Here is a 22,149-nt window from a genome sequence, read left to right as displayed (position 1 = left end):
GCAAACCTGTTAACTCATTGCGACAGACGCATCATCCACGCCTAATATTGCAGGAACATGAACAACTGGTCGGATCACCAAGGAGAGTAATAAATGCGTTTGAGACACACTGTGATAGCACTGGCACTCTTGCTGCCGGGCCTGGCTGCGGCACATGCCTTCAAACTGGGTGAACGCGTGCCAGCCGTTGGCGTTAACGACAAAGGAGAGCTGGTTTATCAACAAGATGAAGATAAGTTTAGCTACAAATCCTGGAATAGCGCGCAGCTAAGCGGAAAAGTTCGCGTTATCCTGCATATTGCCGGGCGATCTTCTGCTAAAGAGCAGAATGCGGCGTTAATTGAAGCCATCAAAGCTGCGCATCTGCCACACGATCGTTATCAAACCACCACTGTCGTCAATACCGACGATGCGATTCCGGGCACCGGCATGTTCGTGCGCAGCAGCCTTGAGAGCAATAAGCAGCAGTTCCCATGGTCGCAGTTCATCGTCGATAGCAACGGCAGCGCGCGTCAGGCCTGGCAGTTGGAGAAAGGCGGATCCGCGATTGTGGTGCTGGATAACACCGCACATGTGCGCTACGTCAAAGATGGTCCGCTGACGCAGGACGAAGTGCAGCAGGCGTTGAAGTTAATTCACGAGTTGTTGCAGAAGTAAGTGGAGGTCGCCGTTAATGGCGACCCGATGAAATCTTTAAAACAGCGAAACGCGGAAACCGGGATTGAGGAACGATTCGCGTGGGGTGTAATCGAGGGTTTTGCCCTGCCAATCGTGGACATGCGCACCGGCGGCAATCGCCACCGCATGGCCTGCGCCGGTATCCCAGATGTTAGTGGGCCCGAAGCGCGGATAGAGTTGCGCGCTGCCTTCAGCTACCAGACAGAACTTCAGCGATGAACCAATCGCGGTGGTTTGATGCTCGCCGAGCTGGTGCAAATACTCCTGCAACTCGGTATCGCTCTCAAAATGCGAACGGCTAACCACCACTAACGGTGGACGCGCTTCACGCGCATGAATCTGCGTCTGCTGGCCGTTCTCTTCTTTCCAGGCTTTACCCTCAGCCGCCGAGTACATCACGCCCAGCACGGGCGCATACACCACGCCCAATACCGGTTTGCCATTTTCGATCAGCGCAATGTTGACCGTGAACTCGCCATTGCGCTTGATGAACTCTTTGGTGCCATCGAGCGGATCGACCAGCCAGTATTTCTGCCACTGCTGACGCACGTCCCAGCTCGGGGGATCCTCTTCAGATAGCACCGGCACCCCCGGCGAAAGCGCCGTCAGACCTTGCACAATCACGCGATGCGCCGCGAGATCGGCCGCGGTGACCGGAGAATCATCCGACTTACGGGTCACGTCAACCGGCTCTGCGCCGTTATATACCTGCATAATGGCATCGCCCGCATCACGCGCCAGCTGACAAATTTTATCTAACATTCTTTACCTCTTTTCCGCTGATTCTGCCTGTCAGACACCAACCGCCAATATGTCCTTATTCTAGCAGTTGTCATTCAACAGCCTGCGACTGTGCTGTCTGCTACGGCAATCTATTTGAATATCAATACCATAGTTCATCATCGGCGGCTATGGCGGGATGCTGAATGCGCTTTTAGCGCGGCCCGGCGGGAGATATTGGATGAAAGTCCGAGCTTCATCACAAATTGAAATGATAATTCGTCATGGTTTTACATTATTTTGAGAGGCCCATTGGACCGAACAAGGAGCAAGCGATGTTCAAAGCGAGCATGTCGTTATTGGCACTCTGTATAACTGCCGCCACGGTACAGGCTGCTACGGTGGATCTGCGCATTCTGGAAACCACCGATCTGCACAGCAATATGATGGATTTCGATTATTACAAAGATACGCCGACGGAGAAATTTGGCCTGGTACGCACCGCCACCTTAATTCAGCAGGCCCGCGCGCAAGCGAAGAACAGCGTGCTGGTCGATAACGGCGATATCATTCAGGGCAGTCCGCTGGGCGATTACATGGCGGCGAGAGGGCTAAAACCGGGCGAAGTTCATCCGGTATATAAGGTGATGAATACGCTGGATTACGCGGTCGGAAATCTCGGTAATCATGAGTTCAATTACGGTTTACCTTATCTGCAAAAAGCGCTGGCCGGCGCGCGTTTCCCTTACGTCAACGCCAACATTATCGATGAAAAGAGCGGAAAACCGCTGTTTACGCCCTACTTAATCAAGGAAACCACCGTTACAGACCGTGACGGTAAGCCGCATACGCTGAAAATTGGTTACATCGGCTTCGTTCCCCCGCAGATTATGGTTTGGGATCGCAACAATCTGCAGGGAAAAGTGCGGGTTGATGACATCACTGAAACAGCGAAGCGCTATGTGCCGGAAATGCGCGCAAAAGGTGCTGAAATAATCATCGCTATTCCGCACTCCGGTTTGAGCAGTGAACCCTATCATGCCATGGCCGAAAATTCGGTCTATTACCTCAGCCAGGTTGCTGGCATCAACGCCATCATGTTCGGTCACGCTCACGCGGTGTTCCCGAGCAAAGAGTTTGCGGCAATTAAAGGCGCTGATATCGCCCAGGGCACACTTAACGGTATTCCGGCGGTGATGCCCGGTATGTGGGGCGATCATCTGGGTGTGGTCGACCTGGTGCTGAATAACGAGGGCGGCAAATGGCAGGTTGCGCAGGGCAAAGCCGAGGCACGTGCAATTTATGACAGCGCGGCGAAAAAATCGCTGGCTGCCGAAGATGCCGATCTGGTGAAAGTGCTGGAGCAAGATCACCGCGCCACGCGCGATTTTGTTGCCAAACCGATCGGTAAATCCGCCGACGTGATGTACAGCTACTTGTCGCTGGTGCAGGACGATCCCACGGTGCAGATCGTTAACAACGCGCAGCGCGCTTACGTCGAGCACTTTATTCAGGGCGATCCTGATCTTGGCCGCTTGCCGGTGCTCTCCGCCGCCGCGCCGTTTAAAGCTGGCGGCCGCAAAAATGATCCCGCCAGCTATGTCGAAGTGGAGAAAGGTAACCTCACTTTCCGTAACGCCGCCGATCTCTATCTCTACCCCAATACGCTGGTGGTGATGAAAGTCAGCGGTGCACAGGTGAAAGAGTGGCTGGAGTGTTCAGCCGCGCAGTTTAATCAAATCGATCCGCACAGCAGCAAACCGCAAGCGCTGATTAACTGGGATTTCCGTACCTATAACTTCGATGTGATCGATGGCGTGCAGTATCAAATCGATGTCACGCAGCCGGCGCGCTATGACGCAGAGTGCTCGCTGATTAACAAGGGGGCTTCGCGCATTAAGGATCTCACATGGCAAGGCAAACCTATTGATCCTCAGGCCAGTTTCCTGGTCGCCACCAATAACTATCGCGCTTATGGCGGCAAGTTTGCCGGCACCGGCGATAAGTATGTCGCCTTCGCGTCGCCGGATGAGAACCGCTCGGTGGTTGCCGCTTATATCAGCAGCGAAACCAAAGCGCATGGCGAAGTGAAACCGCAGGCCGATCACAACTGGCGTTTAGCGCCGATTAACAGCAGCACGCCGCTGGATATCCGTTTTGAGACCGCGCCTGGCGCGAAAGCAACGAAGTTTATCGAGCAGCACGCCGATTACCCGATGAAAGCGGTGGGCAGCGATGAGATAGGTTTTGCGTTGTGGCAGGTGGATTTGCAGAAGAAATGATGAATAAGGGCGGCGATGGCCGCCCTTTTGCGACTTACAGAATTTCCAGCAGCTCAACTTCGAAGATCAGGGTGCTGAATGGCGGGATGGAGGCGCCAGCACCGCGTTCGCCGTAAGCGAGGTTGTGTGGAATCGCCAGTTCCCACTTCGAACCGACCGGCATCAGCGTCAGCGCTTCGATCCAACCGGCGATTACGCCGCTAACCGGGAATTCTGCGGGTTCGCCACGCGCGACTGAGCTGTCGAATACCGTGCCATCGATCAGTTTGCCGGTGTAATGCACGCGCACACGATCCTGACGTGAAGGAATTGGACCTTCGCCCTGCGTGATGACACTGAACTGCAGACCGGTTTCGGTGCTGCTAACGCCTTCGCGCTGTGCGTTCTGCTCAAGGAAAGTCTGACCTTCTGCCGCCATCGCTTCTACACGCTCACGACGCACGCCTTCAGCGCGCTCGTGCACTTCACGCAGTGCGCGATGTACCACGTCAACCGGGACGGCCGGTGAGTTCCCTTCCAGCGCGTCGCGCAGGCCGGCGAGCAGTGCTTCTGGCTGCAGACCCTGCAGTCCAGACTCTTGCAGCTGCTGGCCTACCTGTAAACCGATACCGTAACTTGCTTGTGATTCGACGCTGTCGAATGAAGGGGTCGTCATCTTGATTCCTTAATCCCGGAGAAAAATAGAACCGGCAGCATACCAGCGCGGGCGGCTGGCGTAAAATCTCACGCGCCGCAGATGACATTTCCCGACGAAACGGAAACAATACAGCGGTCAAATTTTTCAATGCTGCCAGGCACTTCCTGTCAGCATTGCTCATACTATAGCTGTGGCGAGGTTTTCACCCGCCACCGTCGGAACAAGAGAGAATACATGGGCCAGATCGCCCCACGACGTCGCAGGACGCGCGCACCGCGTACTTTATTACCTTGGTTGCAACGTTGGCTGCCGCGCATTCCGCGCCAGGCCGCCAGCGAGGAGGATTCACGAATGGCTTCCGATCACCCTTCCCGCGTTCCCGCCGCACTACAGCGCGTCTGGCATTTGCTGGATGATGTGCGCTGGATGGATCCGCTACCCGCTTTGCATCGTCGCGGCATCGTCATTGCCCTGCTGGTGCTGCTGCTGGCGTTTCTCTGGCCGAGCAGCACGCCGCAATATCCGGTTGAGCGTCCGGCGGACACTGGCGCTAAAGAAGTGCCGATGCAGGCGGAGATTTACGATAATAATCAACAGCAGAACACGCCAGCGAAAACCGATTCGCAGGGCGAGTGGCGCACCTATAATGTGGCATCAGGCCAGACACTGGCACAGCTGTTCCGCGACAATAATTTACCGGTGAATGATGTGTTTGCCATGGCGCGAGTCGAAGGTGATGGGCAGCCGCTGAGTGCGTTACAAAATGGTCAGCAGGTGAAGATTCGTCAGAACGCGCAAGGCGTAGTAACCGGTTTGACGGTGGATGGCAGTAACGGTCCGGTGCTGTTTACGCGCCAGCCAGATGGCAGCTTTATCCGCGCTCAGTAAATCGCAGAAACAAAAACGCCGGCACATGGCCGGCGTTTTCGCATTACTGAGTGAACTTACTCAGCAACTACATTCACAACCAGTTTAGCGAAGACTTCGCTATGGATCTGGAAGTCAACTTCGTGCTCACCGGTGTTGCGCAGTACGCCTTCTGGAAGACGAACTTCGCTTTTAGCCACTTCAACGCCAGCTGCAGTTACTGCATCAGCGATGTCACGGGTACCGATGGAACCGAACAGCTTACCAGCGTCGCCTGATTTAGACGCGATGGTTACGTTGCCCAGTGCGTTGATTTTCTCTGCACGTGCGTTAGCAGCAGCCAGAACGTCAGCCAGTTTGGCTTCCAGTTCAGCGCGACGTGTTTCGAAGAACTCAACGTTTTTCTTGGTAGCAGGAACAGCTTTACCCTGTGGAACCAGGAAGTTACGAGCGTAGCCCGCTTTAACGTTAACCTGATCACCCAGGCTGCCCAGGTTTGCTACTTTATCAAGCAGAATAACTTGCATTACCTTATCCTCTTAAAGTCGTTAATGGACAACTGCCGATTACTGATGACGATCAGTGTACGGAAGCAGGGACAGGTAGCGAGCGCGCTTGATGCAACGAGCGAGCTGGCGCTGGTATTTTGCACGAGTACCGGTAATACGGCTCGGGACAATTTTACCGCTTTCGGTAATGTAGTTTTTCAGTGTAGCGATATCTTTGTAATCAATCTCTACAACGCCTTCCGCGGTGAAACGGCAGAACTTGCGACGACGGAAATAACGTGCCATTTGGCTAGTCTCCAGAATCTATCAAATCAATCTGCTCGGCATGTAACACCATTCTGCTCTGACCATTGCGTGCCTGATGGCAGCTAATAAAGCCTTCGAGAGTGAGTTGCGTGCCGACCGTTATATGTTGAGTAATCACCTGATGGGTGCTGCCGCTGATAATCACCGGCATTTGACACCAGGCTTGCCGGTGGAAACCGGCTTCCTCTTGCACAGAACGATGCTCAAGCACGAACTGGCAATGAGGAATCCCTGACGGACTGACTTTTCGAACCGGCGTCTTGCACACAGTGCCAGACAGGCGCAGTCGATTTGCCGTCATGTCGGATTACTCTTCAGAATCCCCAGCATCTGAGTCATCAGCCGATTCGTTAGCAAAGTCTTCGCGGCGATCACGACGCTCGTCTTTAGCTTTAACCATCGGAGATGCTTCAGTTACCGCGTGCTTAACGCGCATAACCATGCTGCGGATAACGGCGTCGTTGAAGCGGAAGTTAGTTTCCAGCTCGTCAATCACTTCCTGCGGCGCTTCTACGTTCATCAGAACATAGTGAGCTTTGTGCAGTTTGTTGATTGGGTAAGCCAGCTGACGGCGGCCCCAGTCTTCCAGACGGTGAATCGTGCCCTGTGCACCGGTGATAGCACCAGTGTAACGCTCGATCATACCTGGAACCTGTTCGCTCTGGTCAGGGTGGACCATAAATACGATTTCGTAATGACGCATCGATAGCTCCTTACGGATTATTCAGCCTCCTGTCAGGGTCAGCTGCGGCCCACGGAAGCAAGGAACGTTATAGGTTGCGAATCATTTAAAAAATGAAACACACCTCTGAATGCAGCTGAAAAATTGACGCGTAATCATACTGGCGTCCTTGCGGAAACTCAAGCGCACAATTCATCAAATGGCGACTATCGTGCCAGCTGATGCGGCTTTTCGTGCTAAGTGAAATGCATCAGTGAGTTAGAGAAGGTTTTATCAAATTCTCTGAAGAAGGCGTTCAAAGGGACGATCTGGCGGCAAATTGGTTAAGAACTACACTGTTTACAGGCGCAACGAATTCCGCTTTTCGCCGCGTCTGAGAGTGCAATCCCTGGAGTGAGGAGTCGATAATGAAAAAGATCATTTTCGCCACTTTACTGGGTCTCTTCCTGTCTACACCCGCTCTTGCCAGCTCCGCTGACTTCGCGCAGCAGATGAGAAGTCACAGCAGCAACGCGGCATCAGGCTATGTCTACGTCAATCGGCTGGATGCGCCTGCAAGCAGTAACCCAGTCAGTGCCAATACCAGCGCCGCCGAACGGTTGTCATCACAACTCTGATTCGGCAACCTAAACGGGCTGGCGCCAATCACGCCAACCCGCATTTTTATAAATGATGTTTAAAGAAACTGACCAGCGCCGTCAGGGCCGCAGGCGTGATTTTATGGCCGATGTTTTTTTCAGATAGCGTGGTCACATGGTGATCGAGTTCTGCCTCGCCTAAGGCTTTCTGTAAACGCGCCGTTTCAGCAAAGGGCACCACTTCATCCGCTTCGCCGTGCCACAACAGCAAAGGTCGATTCGCCAGTTTCTCCAGCTGTTCGCTGGGATCGTAAGGCGCCAGCGGTGCTAAACGCGCGGCAAAAGCCTCTTTCTGCTCTGGCGTGCGCGCCACCAGCGGCGGAAACAGCGTATGACTCAGCTGCATGAAATAGCCGGAACCCATCAAACACGCCACGCTGTGAATCTGTGGATAGCGTGCCATCGCGCCCAGCGCGGTCATGCCGCCCATTGAGGCGCCTGCCACGGCAAAACGCTCATCCGCAATCCAGTCGTTATCGCGCAGCGCCTTTTCCAGCAACGGCACTTCATCGATGTTCTGTTTAAGGATCTCCCAGAAGTGGGTCATCCGCGCGTCGGTATCGCCGTTGTAACGTGCGCCGTGCATGTCCGCATCGGGCATGATCACGCGGAAACCGGCCTGCGCCAGCGCCACGGCAAAGTAGCTGTAAACCTCTTTCGATGAGGTAAAACCGTGATAGAACAACACCGTCGGCAAGCGCGCCTGGCGCTGCCCTGCCGGTGATGCGTGGATACATTCAATGCCTGCCAGATTCTCCGTTGCCAACTCAATCATACCGCCTCCATTGAGAATGATTATCACTGGACTCAGTGTAAGCGCTGCCTGACAAAACGCGAGCCACTTCACATTAAGTTTGAATAATTTCTGCCCTAAACATTTAGCCCACTTTGCCGTTGATCTTGTACCCCTTCAATAATCTCAAAAGGTACTTTATGAAGCGTCTTTCTCTCAGCGCCATGGGTTTCGGAATCAAGCTGTCTGTATTGACGTCTTTGAGCGTGGCAATTGTGCTATTTACGCTGACCTTGACCCTGAGCCATAACGCGGCACGTCAGCTGGAGCAGTTGGCAACCGATGATATGCAGAATCAGGTGCAAGGCATTAATGAAATGGCCACCATGTTCAACGCCACGCTGTCGGAAGAGGTGGCAAATTACACCAAACTGTTCCAAAGCTTCCTGCCAAAACGTTTTAGTCGTGACGACAGCGAACGTGTGCAGGTAGGTGAATTCAGCACGCCAACGCTGCGAGCGGGATTGAAAACCCTCAACCTCGATCAGATCGCGGTAGATGATTTTCTCGATCGTACTGGTGCGGTATCCACCATCTTCGTGCGTGACGGCGAAGATTACATCCGCATCGCCACCTCGCTGAAAAAAGAGGATGGCAGCCGCGCGGTGGGCACCAAACTGGATCGCAGCAGCGCCGCCTGGCGCAGCGTCAATCAGGGCACGGTCTATCGCGGCCTGGCGACGCTGTTCGGCCATCGTTACATTACGCAATATCAGCCGGTGCAGGATAGCAGCGGCGCGGTGATCGCTATTCTGTTCGTCGGGGTACAGATCGACGCGCAGTACGCGCTGATGCGTGACAAAGTGCTGGCGCGCCATCTTGGTGACAGCGGCACCTTCTCGGTGTTGAATGGGACGCCGGGCAGCAGCCAGGGCCAATATCTGTTTGATCGTCACGCTGAAGGCAAACTGCCGCGCTGGGATAACGCCACGCAGCAGCAACTGCTTAGCCAGCCGAAGGGATTGGTGACGGTTGAGCTGGATGGCGAAACCAAACTGCTGGCATGGCAGCAGTTGCCAGGCTGGAACTGGATTATCGCCGGTGAAGTGAGCCGTGCCAGCCTGCTGGCGCCAATCACGCACAGCCGTAACCTGTTTATGGCGATTGGCCTGGCGTTGGTGATCGCGTTTGCCATTGGCTTTATGTGGTACAGCCGCCGCGCCATCACGCGTCCGCTGCAGCAGGTGATCCATCTGGCAGAACAGTACGCCGCTGGTAATCTGCAGGCACATCTCGACTCTTCACGTCGTGATGAGATTGGTCAGTTGGTCAGCGCGATCAACGGCATTGGCGATGGACTGGAGAAAGTCGTCAGTCAGGTACGTTCGGCGGCGCGGGAAATCAGCAGCGGCACCGATACCATCGCCGCCAGCAGCTCCAGCATCAGCGAGCAGATTGGCCGTCAGGCCAGCAGCGTGGAGGAAACCTCGGCCAGCATGGAGCAGTTTGGCGCCACCGTGGCACAAACCGCTGCCAACGTGCGGCAGGCGATGGCGCTGGTCGGTGAAGCGGCTAATACCGTGAATCACGGCGGCAGCACCGTGGCACGTTCGGTGGAAACCATGTCGGAGATTCGCGTGGCGTCGCAGAGCATCGCCGATATCACCCATGTGATTGAGTCGATCGCCTTCCAGACCAACATTCTGGCGCTTAATGCCGCGGTTGAAGCCGCTCGCGCCGGTGAACACGGTAAAGGCTTTGCGGTGGTCGCGGCGGAAGTGCGCGCGCTGGCACAGCGCAGTGCTACGGCAGCCAAAGAGATTGATGGGTTGATTGCCAGCTCCATCGATAAAGTGGCGGCCGGCCATACGTTATCTGAGCAGACGCGCGATGCAATGAGCCATATCGTCAATCACATCGAGCAGGTTAAAACGCTGATGGGTGAGATCAATATTGCCGCGCAGGAACAGGCGGCGGGCATTGGTCAGGTGAACCTGGCGATGAATCACATCAGCCAGGCCACGCATCAAAGCAGCGATATGATTAACCAGTCAGAAACCACCGCCAATCATCTGAGTAAGAAAGGGCATCATCTGACGCAGCTGGTGAGCATTTTTCATCTGAAGGACTAAAAGCCACAGGAAGATGGCTTACACTTGAGCCATCTTCCTGCTTCAGGAGTTGCTATGCGTACTCTCTATTTGGCCTTAATGCTGCTGCTCAGCGGCTGCGCCGCTTTCACCACCACGCCACAAGCTCCGCCGCCGCCCACGCAGCACGCGCAGGAGATTTCACGCGCGCAAAGTGTTGGTCTGCCAAAGCTCGGCACTATCACCGCCACCACACGCGGATCGCCGGATGATGCGCAGCGCGCTATTGCCGCTAAAGCCAATCAGGCGGGTGCGGTTTACTATCAAATTCTGATGCTGGATGAAACCACCCTTCCCAGCTTCTGGTACGCCACTGCCATTCTGTATGGCGCGCCTTCAACCGGCGCTGCAGCGCAACAGTAAGCGCGCGCAGAGATCGTCGCTTAATGCCCGTGTGCCGCGCAGATCAAGCTGCTGCTGACACCAGCCATCGGCCAGCGGCGGCTCTGCCACTTTCAGCAGAATCGCGGCACTTGCCAGCTGCAGTAACTCGCGCGTGATTTCTCGCGCCTGCCCTTCACGCGGGTTCGCGAGCTGCAAGCGTAATTGCCGCCAGCGGCGATCAAAGTGACGATTACTGCCCTTCACCGCCTCAAACTCATCGTGCAGCATGGTCATCACCTCGGCGTGACGACCGAGTACCCGCATGACATCCAGGCACATCACATTGCCGGCGCCTTCCCAGATGCTATTAACCGGCATCTCACGATAAAGACGCGGCAGCTCGCTCTCTTCGCAATAGCCAATGCCGCCCAACACTTCCATCGCTTCTGCCACAAAAGGCATGCCCGCCTGGCAGATCACATATTTGGCGGCGGGTGTGAATAGGCGTGAGTATAAGCGCTCATGTTCGCTGGCCGGTGTTGACCAGGCGCGCGCCAGCCGCAGCAGCAGTGCGGTTTGCCCTTCCAGCTGTAGTGCCTGTTGCGCCAGCACCGCGCGCATCAACGGTTGATCGATAAGGTTCTTGCCCATCACCTGACGCTGCTGCGCATGATGCACGGCAATCGACAGCGCACGGCGCATCTGTCCGTGACTGCCCAGCGCGCAGTCGAAGCGCGTCATACCGCCCATTTTGAGGATCAGCCGCACCCCTTCGCCCTCTTCGCCCATCAGCCAGCCGATAGCATCCTGAAATTCCACTTCAGCGCTGGCGTTGGAGCGATTGCCGAGCTTGTCTTTAAGGCGTTCGATGCGAATAGCGTTGCGCGTGCCGTCCGGCAGCAAGCGTGGCAGGAAGAAGCAACTCAATCCCTGTGACGTTTGCGCCAGAATCAGATGCGCATCGCTTTGCGGGACCGAGAAAAACCATTTATGGCCGGTGATGCGATACGCTTCGCCCGGCCCGCGCACGCCGAGCGGTTCGGCGCGTGTGGTGTTGCTCAACACATCGGTGCCGCCCTGTTTTTCCGTCATGCCCATGCCAATCAACAGACCGCGTTTCTTGTTGCCAGGCAGATGATGCGCATCGTAACGATCGCTGAGCAGCGCTTCGCGCCAGTCCGCGTAGGGTTCAGGCAGATGATTCTGCAGCAGCGGAATGGCGGCGTGCGTCATCGTCACCGGACAGAGCGAGCCGGCTTCCACTTGGGCATGCAGGATAAATCGTGCGGCGCGCGCCACCATCGCCTGTGGCTGAACGTCGGGCTGCCAGCTGAGATTGTGAAGCCGACTGGCGCATAATCCCTGCATCAGCAGATGCCAGGCGGGATGAAAACGCACTTCGTCGAGGCGTTCACCGCGCGCGTTGTAGCGCAGCAGTTCAGGCGCTTCGACGTTAGCTAAGCGGCCTAGTTCAAGGGATTCGGCGCTGCCAAGTTGCAAGCCGACGGAAGCCAGCCATTCGCGATCCCAGCTGGCACCTTCGCGTGCAACGGCCTCGCACAGGGCGATATCGCGCGTGAACAGATTGCTGTTACTGAGTGGATGGGGCTGATTAAATACGGTGTGAGTGGTCCAAATCATATAACGTCCTCCTCATACTCATTTTTCAAGTATGAAGAGGATGTGCAGTTATGCCTGGCCTGGAAAATTTTTTGCGGCGGGGATCACGCCTGACGCTGACGAACGGCTTCGAACAAGCACACGCCGGTGGCAACTGACACGTTGAGTGACGAGACGCTGCCTGCCATTGGGATGCTGATCAGCTCATCGCAATGCTCACGCGTTAAACGACGCATGCCTTCACCTTCCGCGCCCATCACCAGCGCCATTGGGCCGGTCATTTTGCTTTGGTAAACGGTGTGATCGGCTTCGCCTGCGGTGCCCACCACCCAGATGTTGTATTCCTGCAGCAAGCGCAAGGTACGCGCCAGGTTGGTGACGCGAATCAACGGCACGTTTTCCGCTGCGCCGCTGGCCACTTTCTTCGCGGTGGCATTCAACGGTGCTGCGCGGTCTTTTGGCACGATGACCGCATGCACGCCCGCAGCATCCGCGCTGCGCAGGCAAGCACCGAGATTATGCGGATCGGTAACGCCATCCAGCACCAGCAGGAACGGCTTCTCAAGGCTCTGCAGCAGATCCGGTAAATCACCTTCCTGATACTGCTTGCCTGGCTTCACGCGCGCCAAGATGCCCTGATGCACGCCGCCTTCAACCTGGCTATCGAGCCATTGACGGTTCGCCACCTGCACCGGGATTCCCTGAGCTTCCAGTGCGAGGATCAGCGGCTGCAGGCGACGATCGTCGCGGCCTTTAAGGATAAAGACTTCCTGAAAACGCTGAGGATCACGCTCCAGCAGCGCCTGCACGCTATGAATACCAAAAATTATTTCACTCATTACTTTGCTCAAGGTTGGATTTAGATCGTTGAATTCGGAGATTCAGGTGCGCAGGAACGCGCACCCTACAACGGTTTCGTCAGGTCGCCCTGCAAGGCGACCAAACTATCAGGCTTCGTCAGGCTGCTTCTTCGACGCGCGCTTAGACTTGGTGGCGGCGGCGATTTTACGGGTTTTCTCGGAGACTTTTTTGCCTTTTTTCTCGGTTTTAGCCGGTTTTTCAGCAACCGCAGGCTTTTTCTTCTCGCTGCGGAACGCTGAATCAGGTTCGAAAGTGCCCTTCTTGCCGGCATCACGACGACGCTTGGCTGGCGGTTTGCCACCGCGTTTCTCACGCTCACGTTCGGTTTTGCCTTCGCCGCGCGGTACACGCTTGCTGGAAATCAGCGCGAAGTCGATTTTACGCTCGTCCATATGCACGGCTTCAACGCGCACTTCCACCGCATCGCCCAGACGATAAGTACGGCCGCCGGATTCACCAATCAGACGCTGACCCACCGCATCGAAGCGATAATAGTCGTTATCCAGCGAGGAAACGTGCACCAAACCATCGATAAACAGTTCGTTAAGACGCACGAAGAAACCAAAGCCGGTCACACTGGAGATCACGCCGTTGAACACGTTGCCGACCTGATCCTGCATGAAGTCACACTTCAGCCAATCGGCAACATCGCGCGTGGCTTCATCAGCACGGCGCTCGGTCAGTGAACAGTGCTGGCCCAGCTGCAGCATCTGCTGCATGTCGTAGTGATAGCCGCCGGTCGGCGTGGTGATGCCATCCACTTCGCCGCGCTCTTTTGCCAGCAGATATTTGATGGCGCGATGCAGCAGCAAATCCGGGTAGCGGCGAATCGGCGAGGTGAAGTGCGCGTACGACGCCAGCGCCAGGCCGAAGTGACCCCGGTTTTCAGGATCGTAAACCGCCTGTTTCATCGAACGCAGCAGCATGGTTTGCAGCATTTCTGCGTCTGGCCGATCGGCCACTTGCTTCAGCAAGGCGGCATAATCGGTCGGGTGTGGCTTAGTGCCACCCGGCAGGCTTAAGCCCAGCTCGTTCAATACGGTACGGAAGCTTTTGATGCTGTCTTCGCTTGGACGATCGTGATCGCGGAACAGCGCAGGCTCTTCATTTTTCTCAACAAAACGCGCTGAGGCGATATTGGCGAGAATCATACACTCTTCAATCAGCTTATGCGCATCATTGCGTGACGTGCGCTCAACGCGCTCAATGCGACGCTCGGCGTTGAAGATGAACTTGGGTTCATCGGTCTCAAACGAAATGCCGCCACGCTGCTCGCGCGCGGTTTCCAGCACCTGATACATGTTGTGCAACTCGTGCAGATGAGGAACCTGAGTCGCGTATTGTTCACGCAGATCGGCATCACCTTGCAGAATGTTCCACACTTTGTTGTAGGTCAGTCGCGCATGGGAATTCATCACCGCTTCATAGTGTTTGAAACCGGTAAGTTTGCCGCTGGAGGAGATGGTCATCTCACACACCATGCACAAACGATCAACCTGCGGATTCAGCGAGCACAAGCCGTTGGAGAGAATCTCCGGCAGCATCGGGATAACCTGCGACGGGAAATAGACCGAGGTGCCGCGCTGATGCGCTTCATCGTCCAGCGGCGTGCCCGGACGTACGTAATAGCTGACGTCGGCAATGGCCACCCATAAACGCCAGCCACCGCCGCGTTTCTTCTCGCAGAAAACCGCATCATCAAAGTCACGCGCATCTTCACCATCAATGGTGACCAGCGGCAACTTACGTAAATCAACACGTCCCAGCTTCGCTTCTTCCGGTACTTCTTCTTTCAGCTTAGCGATCTGCTTCTCAACTTCTTCCGGCCATGTGTGCGGGATTTCATGGGTGCGCACCGCCATATCGACCGCAAGGCTGGTGCCCATATCGTCACCCAGCAGCTCGGTCACTTTGCCGATCGCTTTGGTGCGACGCGTCGCACGTTGGGTGATTTCAACCACCACCACTGAACCCATACGCGCGTTAAGCGTTTCTTCTTGCGGGATCAGGATGTCGAAACTCAGGCGGCTGTCATCCGGCACCACAAAACCGGTACCTGCATCGGTAAAGTAGCGGCCGACGATCTGGCTGTTACGTGGCTCAAGCACGCGCACCACGCGCGCTTCACGACGACCTTTACGATCGGCGCTGCCTGGCTGCGCCAGAATCACGTCGCCGTGCAGGCAGAATTTCATCTGCTCAGCAGAGAGATAGAAATCATCTTTCTGACCTTCTACGCGCAGGAAGCCATAGCCATCGCGATGGCCAATCACTTTACCGCGAAGCAGATCAAGACGTTCTGGCAGGGCGTAACATTGACGGCGAGTAAACACCAGCTGGCCATCGCGCTCCATGGCGCGCAGACGACGACGCAGCGCTTCCAGCTGCTCTTCACTGGTGATATTCAATTCCTGCGCAATGTCATCGCGGCTGGTCGGCTTTTCGCGTTTTTCCAGCAGTGCCAGAATAAATTCGCGGCTTGGAATTGGGTTTTCGTATTTTTCAGCTTCTCTATCCTGATAAGGATCTTTTGACATTACGGTTCCTCCGATGTCATTTAATTTGGATTGCCACCGGCGGTTCGGACAATAAAAGTTGGTACAGTGAATCGTTATCTTTGACCAAATCGGCCAGCGTATACTTGTCCAGTTCCTTGAGGAATAGCTGGACCGCATCGTGCAATGCTTTACGCAAACGACAGGCTGGCGTGATCACACACTCGTCGCAGTTCACGAGCTGCAATGGCTCCATTCTTCGCACCACATCGCCAATGACGATTTTTTCCGGGTCCATGCCTAAACGAATTCCGCCGTTTTTACCGCGTGTTGCGGCGACAAAGCCAGCCCGGCTAAGTTGATTGATGATTTTAACCATATGGTTACGCGACACCCCGTAGGTATCGGTGACTTCGGTAATGTTGGTCTGCTTACCTTCCGGTAACGTCGCCATGTAAATCAGGGCACGCAGACCATAATCGGTAAAACTTGTTAGCTGCACATATACCTCAGTGAATCATCGAACGTTATGGTTATGCGCCGGTCGGCGTGATGTTTAAATATGATGATAAACCAGAGCGTGGTGGCCGGTGCGTTTTTTTCCGGCAAGTATCGATATTTGCAAGAAAAAATAGAGTGAGTGGAGTCAAAGATTAGAAATACAAAGGCCGGACAGAGTCCGGCCTGAGGAGATTATGCGTCGAACGGGTCGCGCAGAATCATGGTCTCACTGCGGTCTGGGCCGGTAGAAATAATATCAATCGGCACACCGGTCACTTCTTCTACACGTTTGATGTAGTCACGTGCAGCTTGCGGCAGACCTTCCAGCGTCTTGACGCCGAATGTGGTCTCGCTCCAGCCTGGCATGGTTTCGTAAATCGGCTCAATGCCTTCCCAGCCTTCAGCTGCCAGCGGCGTGGTGGTCATTTCGCGGCCATCTGGCATGCGATAAGCCACACAGATTTTCACTTCTTTCAGGCCATCCAGCACGTCCAGTTTGGTCATGCAGAAACCTGACAGGGAGTTGATCTGTACGGCACGGCGAACGGCAACCGCATCCAGCCAGCCGGTACGACGACGACGACCGGTGGTCGCGCCGAACTCGTTACCTTGAGCACACAGGAACTCGCCGGTTTCATCGAACAGTTCGGTCGGGAATGGACCGGCACCCACGCGCGTTGAGTAGGCTTTCACGATACCCAGCACGTAATCAACATAGCGTGGACCAATACCTGAACCCGTCGCTACGCCACCTGCGGTGGTGTTTGAGGAGGTCACGTATGGATAGGTACCGTGGTCGATATCCAGCAGCGTACCCTGCGCACCTTCAAACATGATCAGGTCGCCACGCTTGCGCGCGCCGTCCAGCAGATCAGACACATCAACCACCATGCTGGTAATGATATCGGCCACCGCCAGCGTATCACTCAGCACTTTTTCGTAGTCAACTGCGTCGGTTTTGTAATAGTTAACCAGTTGGAAGTTGTAGAAATCGACGATCTCTTTCAGCTTCACCGCAAAGGTTTCTTTGTTGAAGAGATCGCTCACGCGCAGACCGCGACGTGCCACTTTATCTTCATAGGCAGGACCGATACCGCGACCGGTGGTGCCGATAGCTTTAGCGCCACGCGCTTTTTCGCGCGCCACATCCATTGCTACGTGGTACTGCAGAATCAATGGGCAGGCTTCAGAGATCAACAGACGTTCACGTACCGGCACACCGCGCTCTTCCAGACCTTTCATCTCTTTCATCAGCGCTTCAGGCGACAGGACAACGCCGTTACCAATGATGCTGGTGACGTTTTCACGCAGGATGCCAGATGGAATTAAGTGGAGGACGGTTTTTTCACCGTTGATGACAAGTGTATGGCCTGCATTATGGCCACCTTGGTAACGCACGACGTAATTCGCGCGCTCTGTCAGAAGGTCTACGATCTTACCTTTACCTTCGTCACCCCATTGGGTGCCCAGTACGACGACGTTCTTACCCATTTTTTCAAAATCACCGATTGCTTAAAAATGGATTCTACCACCTGACTTTTACTCTTTCAGCACTTTTAGCATACGATTGCGCTGTTTTTTGCCTGAGTTTTGCTCAGCTCACAACATGTTGGGGGAACAGCGGCCAACAGACACAATTGAGTCGGGCGGCCTCACATAATTTCAGGCTGATTAACGCGCATGCATGCTGATCATGGCGTAAATCACCACGCCGGCCACCACTAAACCGCCACCAAAACGATGCAAGAGACGATCGGGCAACTGCGTCATCGCCAGAATCATCCGCCGCCACACGCGTGGCATTAACATCGGTCCAAGTCCTTCCAGCACCAAAACCAAAGCCAGCGCCATCCAGATGGTTGAATTCATGATTTTTTCCCAAAAAAAAGGCCGACAACATTGTCGGCCTGGACTTTATATCAGTTCTTAACGCGTGGCGTTAGAGGGCGCTTTCATATAGCGGAAGAAATCGCTATCCGGGCTCAGCACCAGCACATCCTGGTTGTCTGAGAAGCTATTCTCATAGGCGCGCAGGCTGCGGATAAAGGCATAGAAATCCGGATCCTGGCTGAAGGCATCAGCAAACAGTTTTGCCGCTTCACCATCACCTTCACCGCGCGAAATCAGCGCTTCACGCTGTGCTTCTGCCAGCGTGCGCGTAACCTGATAATCGGCCTGTGCACGCAGTTTCTCTGCCTCTTCCTGACCTTGTGAACGCTGACTACGCGCTACCGCTTCACGCTCGGCGCGCATACGGTTGTAGATCGCGTCAGACACTTCAGTCGGCAGGTTGATCTGCTTGATGCGCACGTCGACAACTTCAATACCTAACGCAGCCATGCTGTTCGGGTTTGGTGCCGGCTCACTGCTGTTGGTTTCACGTTCTACACGTGCTGCCGCACTCGCAATCGCATCATCCGCGGCTGGCGTCTGAACGTCATCATCATTGCCAGCGCTGCCGGTGTTCAGGGCATCACGCACGTCGGTGGTTAAACGGCCACGTGAATCAGTCACGATGTCTTTCACATCCAGACGACCCATTTCAGAACGCAGACGGTCACTGAACTTACGTTTCAGCAGCACTTCTGCCTGAGAAACGTCGCCACCACCGGTTGCCAGGTAGTAACGGCTGAAGTCACTGATGCGCCACTTGATGTAAGAATCAACGATCAGGTCTTTCTTCTCTTTGGTAACAAAGCGGTCAGCCTGGTTATCCATGGTCTGAATGCGCGCATCAAGTGATTTCATGGTTTCGATAAACGGAATTTTGAAATGCAGACCCGGTGCGTACACCAGCGGTTTGTTTTCGTCATCACGCAGAACCTTACCAAAGCGCAGCACGATGCCGCGTTGGCCTTCCTGCACCACGAACAGTGACGCGTAAAGCACCACCAGCACTACAATAATTACGGCGATGATTGGCTTACGCATCGATTACTCCCTCCCCTGGCGCTGGGTATCGTTGCGCAGCGCATTGGCGCGACGCTGATCCATGATGCTGTCTGGACTGTAAGATGAAGAATCTCCACGGCTCGCATTACTATCGGACGACGAAGGAGACTTCATTAGATTCGTCATTTTCTGACCGCCCTGGCCAGATGCCTGACCACCGCGCATCAGTTGATCCAATGGCAGGACCGTCAAATTATTACCACGATCGCTGATCAATACCTTGCGGGTATGACTCAGCACACGTTCCATGGTTTCAATATAGAGACGCTCTTTCGTGATTTCTGGTGCAGCTTTATATTCAGGCAGCAAGCGAGCAAAACGCGCCACTTCACCCTGCGCTTCTAACACCGTACGTTCTTTGTAAGCACGACCCTCTTCGAGGATACGTTGCGCCTGACCATTAGCACGCGGCTGAACTTCGTTCGAATAAGCTTCAGCTTCACGAACATACTGTTCACGGTTTTCACGCGCGGCAATCGCATCATCAAACGCGGCTTTTACTTCTTCTGGTGGACGCGCCGCCTGGAAGTTTACGTCCAGCAGGGTAATACCCATATTGTACGGACGGATAGTTTCGTCAAGCTCACGCTGAGTTTCGCTACGTACCACGGTACGACCTTCCGTCAGGATGCGGTCCATGGTTGAGCGACCAATCACGCCACGCAAGGCGCTGTCGGTGGCCTGACGCAGGCTGTCGTCGGCGCTGGTCACGGCATACAGATAACGCTCAGGATCCGTCACGCGATACTGCACGTTCATCTCAACGCGCACTACGTTTTCATCCGACGTCAACATCACGCCAGACGCGGCCAGTTCACGTACGGCTTCTACGTTTACGGCGCGAACCTGATCGACGAAAGTCGGTTTCCAGTTGAGGCCTGGCTCAACCAGATGGCTAAATTTGCCAAAGCGTGTGACGACGCCACGTTCCGCTTCTTTGATGGTGTAGAAACCGCTAGCCGCCCAGATAACGACTGCCGCTACGGCAACAATGCCAACCACTTTGCCACCGCTACCGCCGCTGCGCTGGCCATTGTCATTCTGTTTGCCACCGCCCAGTCCGCCGAGTTTTTTACTCAACTTTCGGAAGATATCATCCAGATCAGGTGGTCCCTGATCGCGACCTCCTTTATTTCCCCCAGAGTTGCCGCCTTGATTATTGCTGCTTCCCCACGGGTCGCGGTCCTGTCCGTTATTTCCGGGCTGATTCCACGCCATGTTTCTACTCCATTTATTGTATTTACGTTTTTTACCCTTCATCTTTCGGATTGCAGCTTCGTTGGCTGCCTTCGTTCACCCCAGTCACTTACTGATGTAAGCTCCTGGGGATTCACTCAGTTGCCGCCTTGCTGGAATCCGAAATATTCGGGTAAATCCTGCACATACGGCCTGCAACGATAATGACGACAATCTAAAAGATATTGAGTAAAGGCGTTTGGGCAATTTCAAACAATATAACTGGCTAGCGACGGCTCTTGTTTACACAGACGACGCCAATCAACTATCGGCATACGCACGTGCAAACTCACACAGCCATCATCTTCATTCCATTCTTTTTCTATAGCATGCAACTGATAAAAACGACTGCGCAAACGGCCCGCTTCCGGCGGCAGACGTAAATCGTACTGCGCGATTTCACCGGCTAAACGCTCAGAGAGCGCCTGCCACAGCAACGGCAGACCCACGCCGCTCTGTGCAGATAACCACACACGAATCGGCTGGTTCTCTTCGTTGCGATCGATACGCGGCACAAAGTCCTCAAGCATATCGATTTTGTTCATGATCAACAGCGCCGGAATTTCGTCAGCTTCAATCTCTTCCAGAACTTCATTTACTGCATCAATGTTGTCATTCACACGCAAATCGGCGGCGTCAATCACATGCAGCAGCAATGTCGCCTGACGCGTTTCCTGCAGCGTGGCTTTAAACGCCGCGACTAAGTCGTGCGGCAAATGACGGATAAAACCAACGGTGTCTGCTAAAACCACTTCACCCACATCCGCCACATTCAGACGACGCAATGTCGGATCAAGTGTCGCGAACAGTTGATCCGCTACGTACACATCCGCAGAGGTAATCGCGTTGAACAGAGTTGATTTACCGGCGTTGGTGTAACCCACCAGCGAAACGGTTGGCACGTCAGCTTTGGCACGCGCTTGTCTGCCCTGATCGCGCTGTTTTTCGACGCGTTCAAGACGGGAGAGAATCTGACTGATACGGCCACGCAGCAAGCGTCGGTCCGTTTCCAGCTGAGTTTCACCCGGACCACGTAAACCGATACCGCCTTTCTGGCGTTCAAGGTGTGTCCATCCGCGAACCAAACGGGTTGCTAAATGGCGTAGTTGTGCCAGCTCGACCTGCAATTTACCCTCATGGGTGCGGGCGCGCTGGGCGAATATATCGAGAATTAAGCCGGTGCGATCGATTACGCGACATTCGCACAGCCGTTCAAGATTACGTTCCTGAGCAGGAGTTAAGGCATGATCGAATAAAACGACCGATGCTCCACTCGCTTTTACCGCATCGGCAATTTCAACTGCCTTTCCTTCACCGACAAAATATTTGGGATGTGGCGCTTTACGGCTGCCCGTAATGACTTGCAGCGCTTCAACGCCCGCAGAAGAGACAAGAGTTTCAAACTCCTGCAAATCTTCCAGCTCTTTGTCTTGGGAGAACCAGATGTGTACCAGTACGGCCTGCTCACCGGCATCATAACGGTCAAACAAGCTATAACCTCGCTAAAATAAAATAACCAGGACAGGAAAACGTGCTCGTTCTCCAGCCCTGGCTTTACGGCAGCGCAAAATTATTCTGCGTTATCGCCGTCTTGTTGTGGCTGCGACTGAGCGCTTTGATTGCTTCCGCTGTGATGATAGTTGCTGCTACCACCGCTGCCGCCCGCGTTATTGCTATGGTGCGACACTGGACGAGAAGGAACCACTGTAGAGATGGCGTGTTTATACACCATCTGGCTGACCGTGTTTTTTAACAGAATGACGAACTGATCAAAGGATTCAATTTGCCCTTGCAGCTTAATACCATTCACCAAATAGATCGAAACCGGTACACGTTCACGACGCAATGCGTTCAAAAACGGGTCTTGTAAAGATTGCCCCTTAGCCATTCTATCTTTTCCTTATATGCTTGTTGTTTGTTGCTTTAAGAACCGTGGTTCAGAAAAACTGCGTAAAAAT

Annotated in this window: 23 protein-coding genes; 6 read left to right on the top strand and 17 right to left on the bottom strand. The window is 54.5% G+C overall.

Annotation, left to right across the window (positions count from 1 at the left end):
• Positions 1 to 93: 93 nt before the first annotated feature.
• Positions 94 to 657, top strand: coding sequence for a YtfJ family protein (locus ACFQW4_RS16540; RefSeq protein ID WP_377726260.1), 564 nt, complete (start codon positions 94 to 96; stop codon positions 655 to 657).
• Between the two features lie 36 nt (positions 658 to 693).
• Here the strand turns inward: ACFQW4_RS16540 and cysQ are convergent, their stop codons facing one another.
• Entirely contained in the window at positions 694 to 1,440 is a 747-nt protein-coding gene (gene cysQ / locus ACFQW4_RS16535; protein ID WP_377726258.1) for a 3'(2'),5'-bisphosphate nucleotidase CysQ, read from the bottom strand.
• Positions 1,441 to 1,733: 293 nt separating this feature from the next.
• On the opposite strand from cysQ, the gene ACFQW4_RS16530 reads away from it, so the two are divergent.
• Positions 1,734 to 3,680: a bifunctional 2',3'-cyclic-nucleotide 2'-phosphodiesterase/3'-nucleotidase gene (locus ACFQW4_RS16530; RefSeq protein ID WP_377726256.1), complete on the top strand. Its 1,947-nt coding sequence runs from the start codon at positions 1,734 to 1,736 to the stop codon at positions 3,678 to 3,680.
• Positions 3,681 to 3,714: 34 nt separating this feature from the next.
• On the opposite strand, the gene fklB is transcribed toward ACFQW4_RS16530, so the two are convergent.
• Positions 3,715 to 4,335, bottom strand: coding sequence for an FKBP-type peptidyl-prolyl cis-trans isomerase (fklB, locus tag ACFQW4_RS16525; RefSeq protein WP_008103590.1), 621 nt, complete (start codon positions 4,333 to 4,335; stop codon positions 3,715 to 3,717).
• Positions 4,336 to 4,551: 216 nt separating this feature from the next.
• Between fklB and ACFQW4_RS16520 the strand changes: the two genes are divergently transcribed.
• Positions 4,552 to 5,205: a LysM-like peptidoglycan-binding domain-containing protein gene (locus tag ACFQW4_RS16520; RefSeq protein WP_158238609.1), complete on the top strand. Its 654-nt coding sequence runs from the start codon at positions 4,552 to 4,554 to the stop codon at positions 5,203 to 5,205.
• Between the two features lie 56 nt (positions 5,206 to 5,261).
• Here the strand turns inward: ACFQW4_RS16520 and rplI are convergent, their stop codons facing one another.
• Genes rplI through rpsF form a run of 4 tightly spaced genes read right to left on the bottom strand, consistent with a single transcriptional unit; the run spans position 5,262 to position 6,702 of the window.
• A complete protein-coding gene (rplI, locus tag ACFQW4_RS16515; RefSeq protein ID WP_377726253.1) occupies positions 5,262 to 5,711 on the bottom strand; it encodes a 50S ribosomal protein L9 in 450 nt (149 codons plus the stop codon).
• A gap of 39 nt (positions 5,712 to 5,750) precedes the next feature.
• Entirely contained in the window at positions 5,751 to 5,978 is a 228-nt protein-coding gene (rpsR, locus tag ACFQW4_RS16510) for a 30S ribosomal protein S18 (protein ID WP_002210155.1), read from the bottom strand.
• A 4-nt stretch (positions 5,979 to 5,982) separates the two neighbouring features.
• A complete protein-coding gene (gene priB, locus ACFQW4_RS16505) occupies positions 5,983 to 6,300 on the bottom strand; it encodes a primosomal replication protein N (RefSeq protein WP_007892027.1) in 318 nt (105 codons plus the stop codon).
• Positions 6,301 to 6,306: 6 nt separating this feature from the next.
• Positions 6,307 to 6,702, bottom strand: a complete 396-nt coding sequence (gene rpsF, locus ACFQW4_RS16500; RefSeq protein ID WP_101762874.1) for a 30S ribosomal protein S6 — start codon at positions 6,700 to 6,702, stop codon at positions 6,307 to 6,309.
• A gap of 386 nt (positions 6,703 to 7,088) precedes the next feature.
• On the opposite strand from rpsF, the gene ACFQW4_RS16495 reads away from it, so the two are divergent.
• The gene (locus ACFQW4_RS16495; RefSeq protein ID WP_192412255.1) at positions 7,089 to 7,298 is read left to right on the top strand and encodes a hypothetical protein; all 210 of its coding nucleotides are present in this window, start codon (positions 7,089 to 7,091) and stop codon (positions 7,296 to 7,298) included.
• Positions 7,299 to 7,344: 46 nt separating this feature from the next.
• Here ACFQW4_RS16495 and yjfP read toward each other — a convergent pair whose 3' ends face one another.
• Positions 7,345 to 8,094 carry an esterase gene (yjfP, locus tag ACFQW4_RS16490; protein ID WP_110867431.1) on the bottom strand — a complete coding sequence of 250 codons (750 nt, stop codon included), beginning with the start codon at positions 8,092 to 8,094 and terminating at the stop codon, positions 7,345 to 7,347.
• Between the two features lie 158 nt (positions 8,095 to 8,252).
• Between yjfP and ACFQW4_RS16485 the strand changes: the two genes are divergently transcribed.
• Together ACFQW4_RS16485 and bsmA are read left to right on the top strand one after the other, a co-directional pair.
• Positions 8,253 to 10,184 (top strand): methyl-accepting chemotaxis protein, encoded by a 1,932-nt coding sequence (locus tag ACFQW4_RS16485; protein WP_377726249.1) that lies wholly within the window; start codon positions 8,253 to 8,255, stop codon positions 10,182 to 10,184.
• A gap of 54 nt (positions 10,185 to 10,238) precedes the next feature.
• Positions 10,239 to 10,565, top strand: coding sequence for a biofilm peroxide resistance protein BsmA (bsmA, locus tag ACFQW4_RS16480; RefSeq protein WP_101762870.1), 327 nt, complete (start codon positions 10,239 to 10,241; stop codon positions 10,563 to 10,565).
• Here bsmA and ACFQW4_RS16475 read toward each other — a convergent pair.
• From ACFQW4_RS16475 to hfq, 10 genes are all read right to left on the bottom strand, one after another.
• Positions 10,539 to 12,167: an isovaleryl-CoA dehydrogenase gene (locus tag ACFQW4_RS16475; RefSeq protein ID WP_377726247.1), complete on the bottom strand. Its 1,629-nt coding sequence runs from the start codon at positions 12,165 to 12,167 to the stop codon at positions 10,539 to 10,541. The genes bsmA and ACFQW4_RS16475 overlap by 27 nt on opposite strands.
• 83 nt (positions 12,168 to 12,250) lie before the next feature.
• Positions 12,251 to 12,985, bottom strand: coding sequence for a 23S rRNA (guanosine(2251)-2'-O)-methyltransferase RlmB (gene rlmB / locus ACFQW4_RS16470; RefSeq protein ID WP_350261190.1), 735 nt, complete (start codon positions 12,983 to 12,985; stop codon positions 12,251 to 12,253).
• 108 nt (positions 12,986 to 13,093) lie between these two features.
• Positions 13,094 to 15,544 carry a ribonuclease R gene (gene rnr / locus ACFQW4_RS16465; RefSeq protein ID WP_377726244.1) on the bottom strand — a complete coding sequence of 817 codons (2,451 nt, stop codon included), beginning with the start codon at positions 15,542 to 15,544 and terminating at the stop codon, positions 13,094 to 13,096.
• Between the two features lie 16 nt (positions 15,545 to 15,560).
• The gene (nsrR, locus tag ACFQW4_RS16460; protein ID WP_008103609.1) at positions 15,561 to 16,004 is read right to left on the bottom strand and encodes a nitric oxide-sensing transcriptional repressor NsrR; all 444 of its coding nucleotides are present in this window, start codon (positions 16,002 to 16,004) and stop codon (positions 15,561 to 15,563) included.
• A gap of 191 nt (positions 16,005 to 16,195) precedes the next feature.
• A complete protein-coding gene (locus tag ACFQW4_RS16455; RefSeq protein WP_008103611.1) occupies positions 16,196 to 17,494 on the bottom strand; it encodes an adenylosuccinate synthase in 1,299 nt (432 codons plus the stop codon).
• A gap of 180 nt (positions 17,495 to 17,674) precedes the next feature.
• Positions 17,675 to 17,872 (bottom strand): DUF2065 family protein, encoded by a 198-nt coding sequence (locus ACFQW4_RS16450; RefSeq protein ID WP_101762866.1) that lies wholly within the window; start codon positions 17,870 to 17,872, stop codon positions 17,675 to 17,677.
• Between the two features lie 57 nt (positions 17,873 to 17,929).
• Positions 17,930 to 18,934 carry a protease modulator HflC gene (hflC, locus tag ACFQW4_RS16445; protein ID WP_101762865.1) on the bottom strand — a complete coding sequence of 335 codons (1,005 nt, stop codon included), beginning with the start codon at positions 18,932 to 18,934 and terminating at the stop codon, positions 17,930 to 17,932.
• A 3-nt stretch (positions 18,935 to 18,937) separates the two neighbouring features.
• The gene (hflK, locus tag ACFQW4_RS16440) at positions 18,938 to 20,173 is read right to left on the bottom strand and encodes an FtsH protease activity modulator HflK (RefSeq protein WP_101762864.1); all 1,236 of its coding nucleotides are present in this window, start codon (positions 20,171 to 20,173) and stop codon (positions 18,938 to 18,940) included.
• Between the two features lie 227 nt (positions 20,174 to 20,400).
• A complete protein-coding gene (gene hflX, locus ACFQW4_RS16435; protein WP_007892011.1) occupies positions 20,401 to 21,681 on the bottom strand; it encodes a ribosome rescue GTPase HflX in 1,281 nt (426 codons plus the stop codon).
• 80 nt (positions 21,682 to 21,761) lie between these two features.
• Positions 21,762 to 22,079 carry an RNA chaperone Hfq gene (hfq, locus tag ACFQW4_RS16430; protein WP_101762863.1) on the bottom strand — a complete coding sequence of 106 codons (318 nt, stop codon included), beginning with the start codon at positions 22,077 to 22,079 and terminating at the stop codon, positions 21,762 to 21,764.
• Positions 22,080 to 22,149: the final 70 nt, after the last annotated feature.

The sequence above is a fragment of the Pantoea sp. GCM10028869 genome (genome assembly GCF_042666835.1).
Taxonomy (GTDB): Bacteria; Pseudomonadota; Gammaproteobacteria; order Enterobacterales; family Enterobacteriaceae; genus Pantoea; species Pantoea leporis.
Note: the sequence above shows the minus strand (reverse complement) of the source record. Positions and strands in the feature narration are given on the sequence as shown.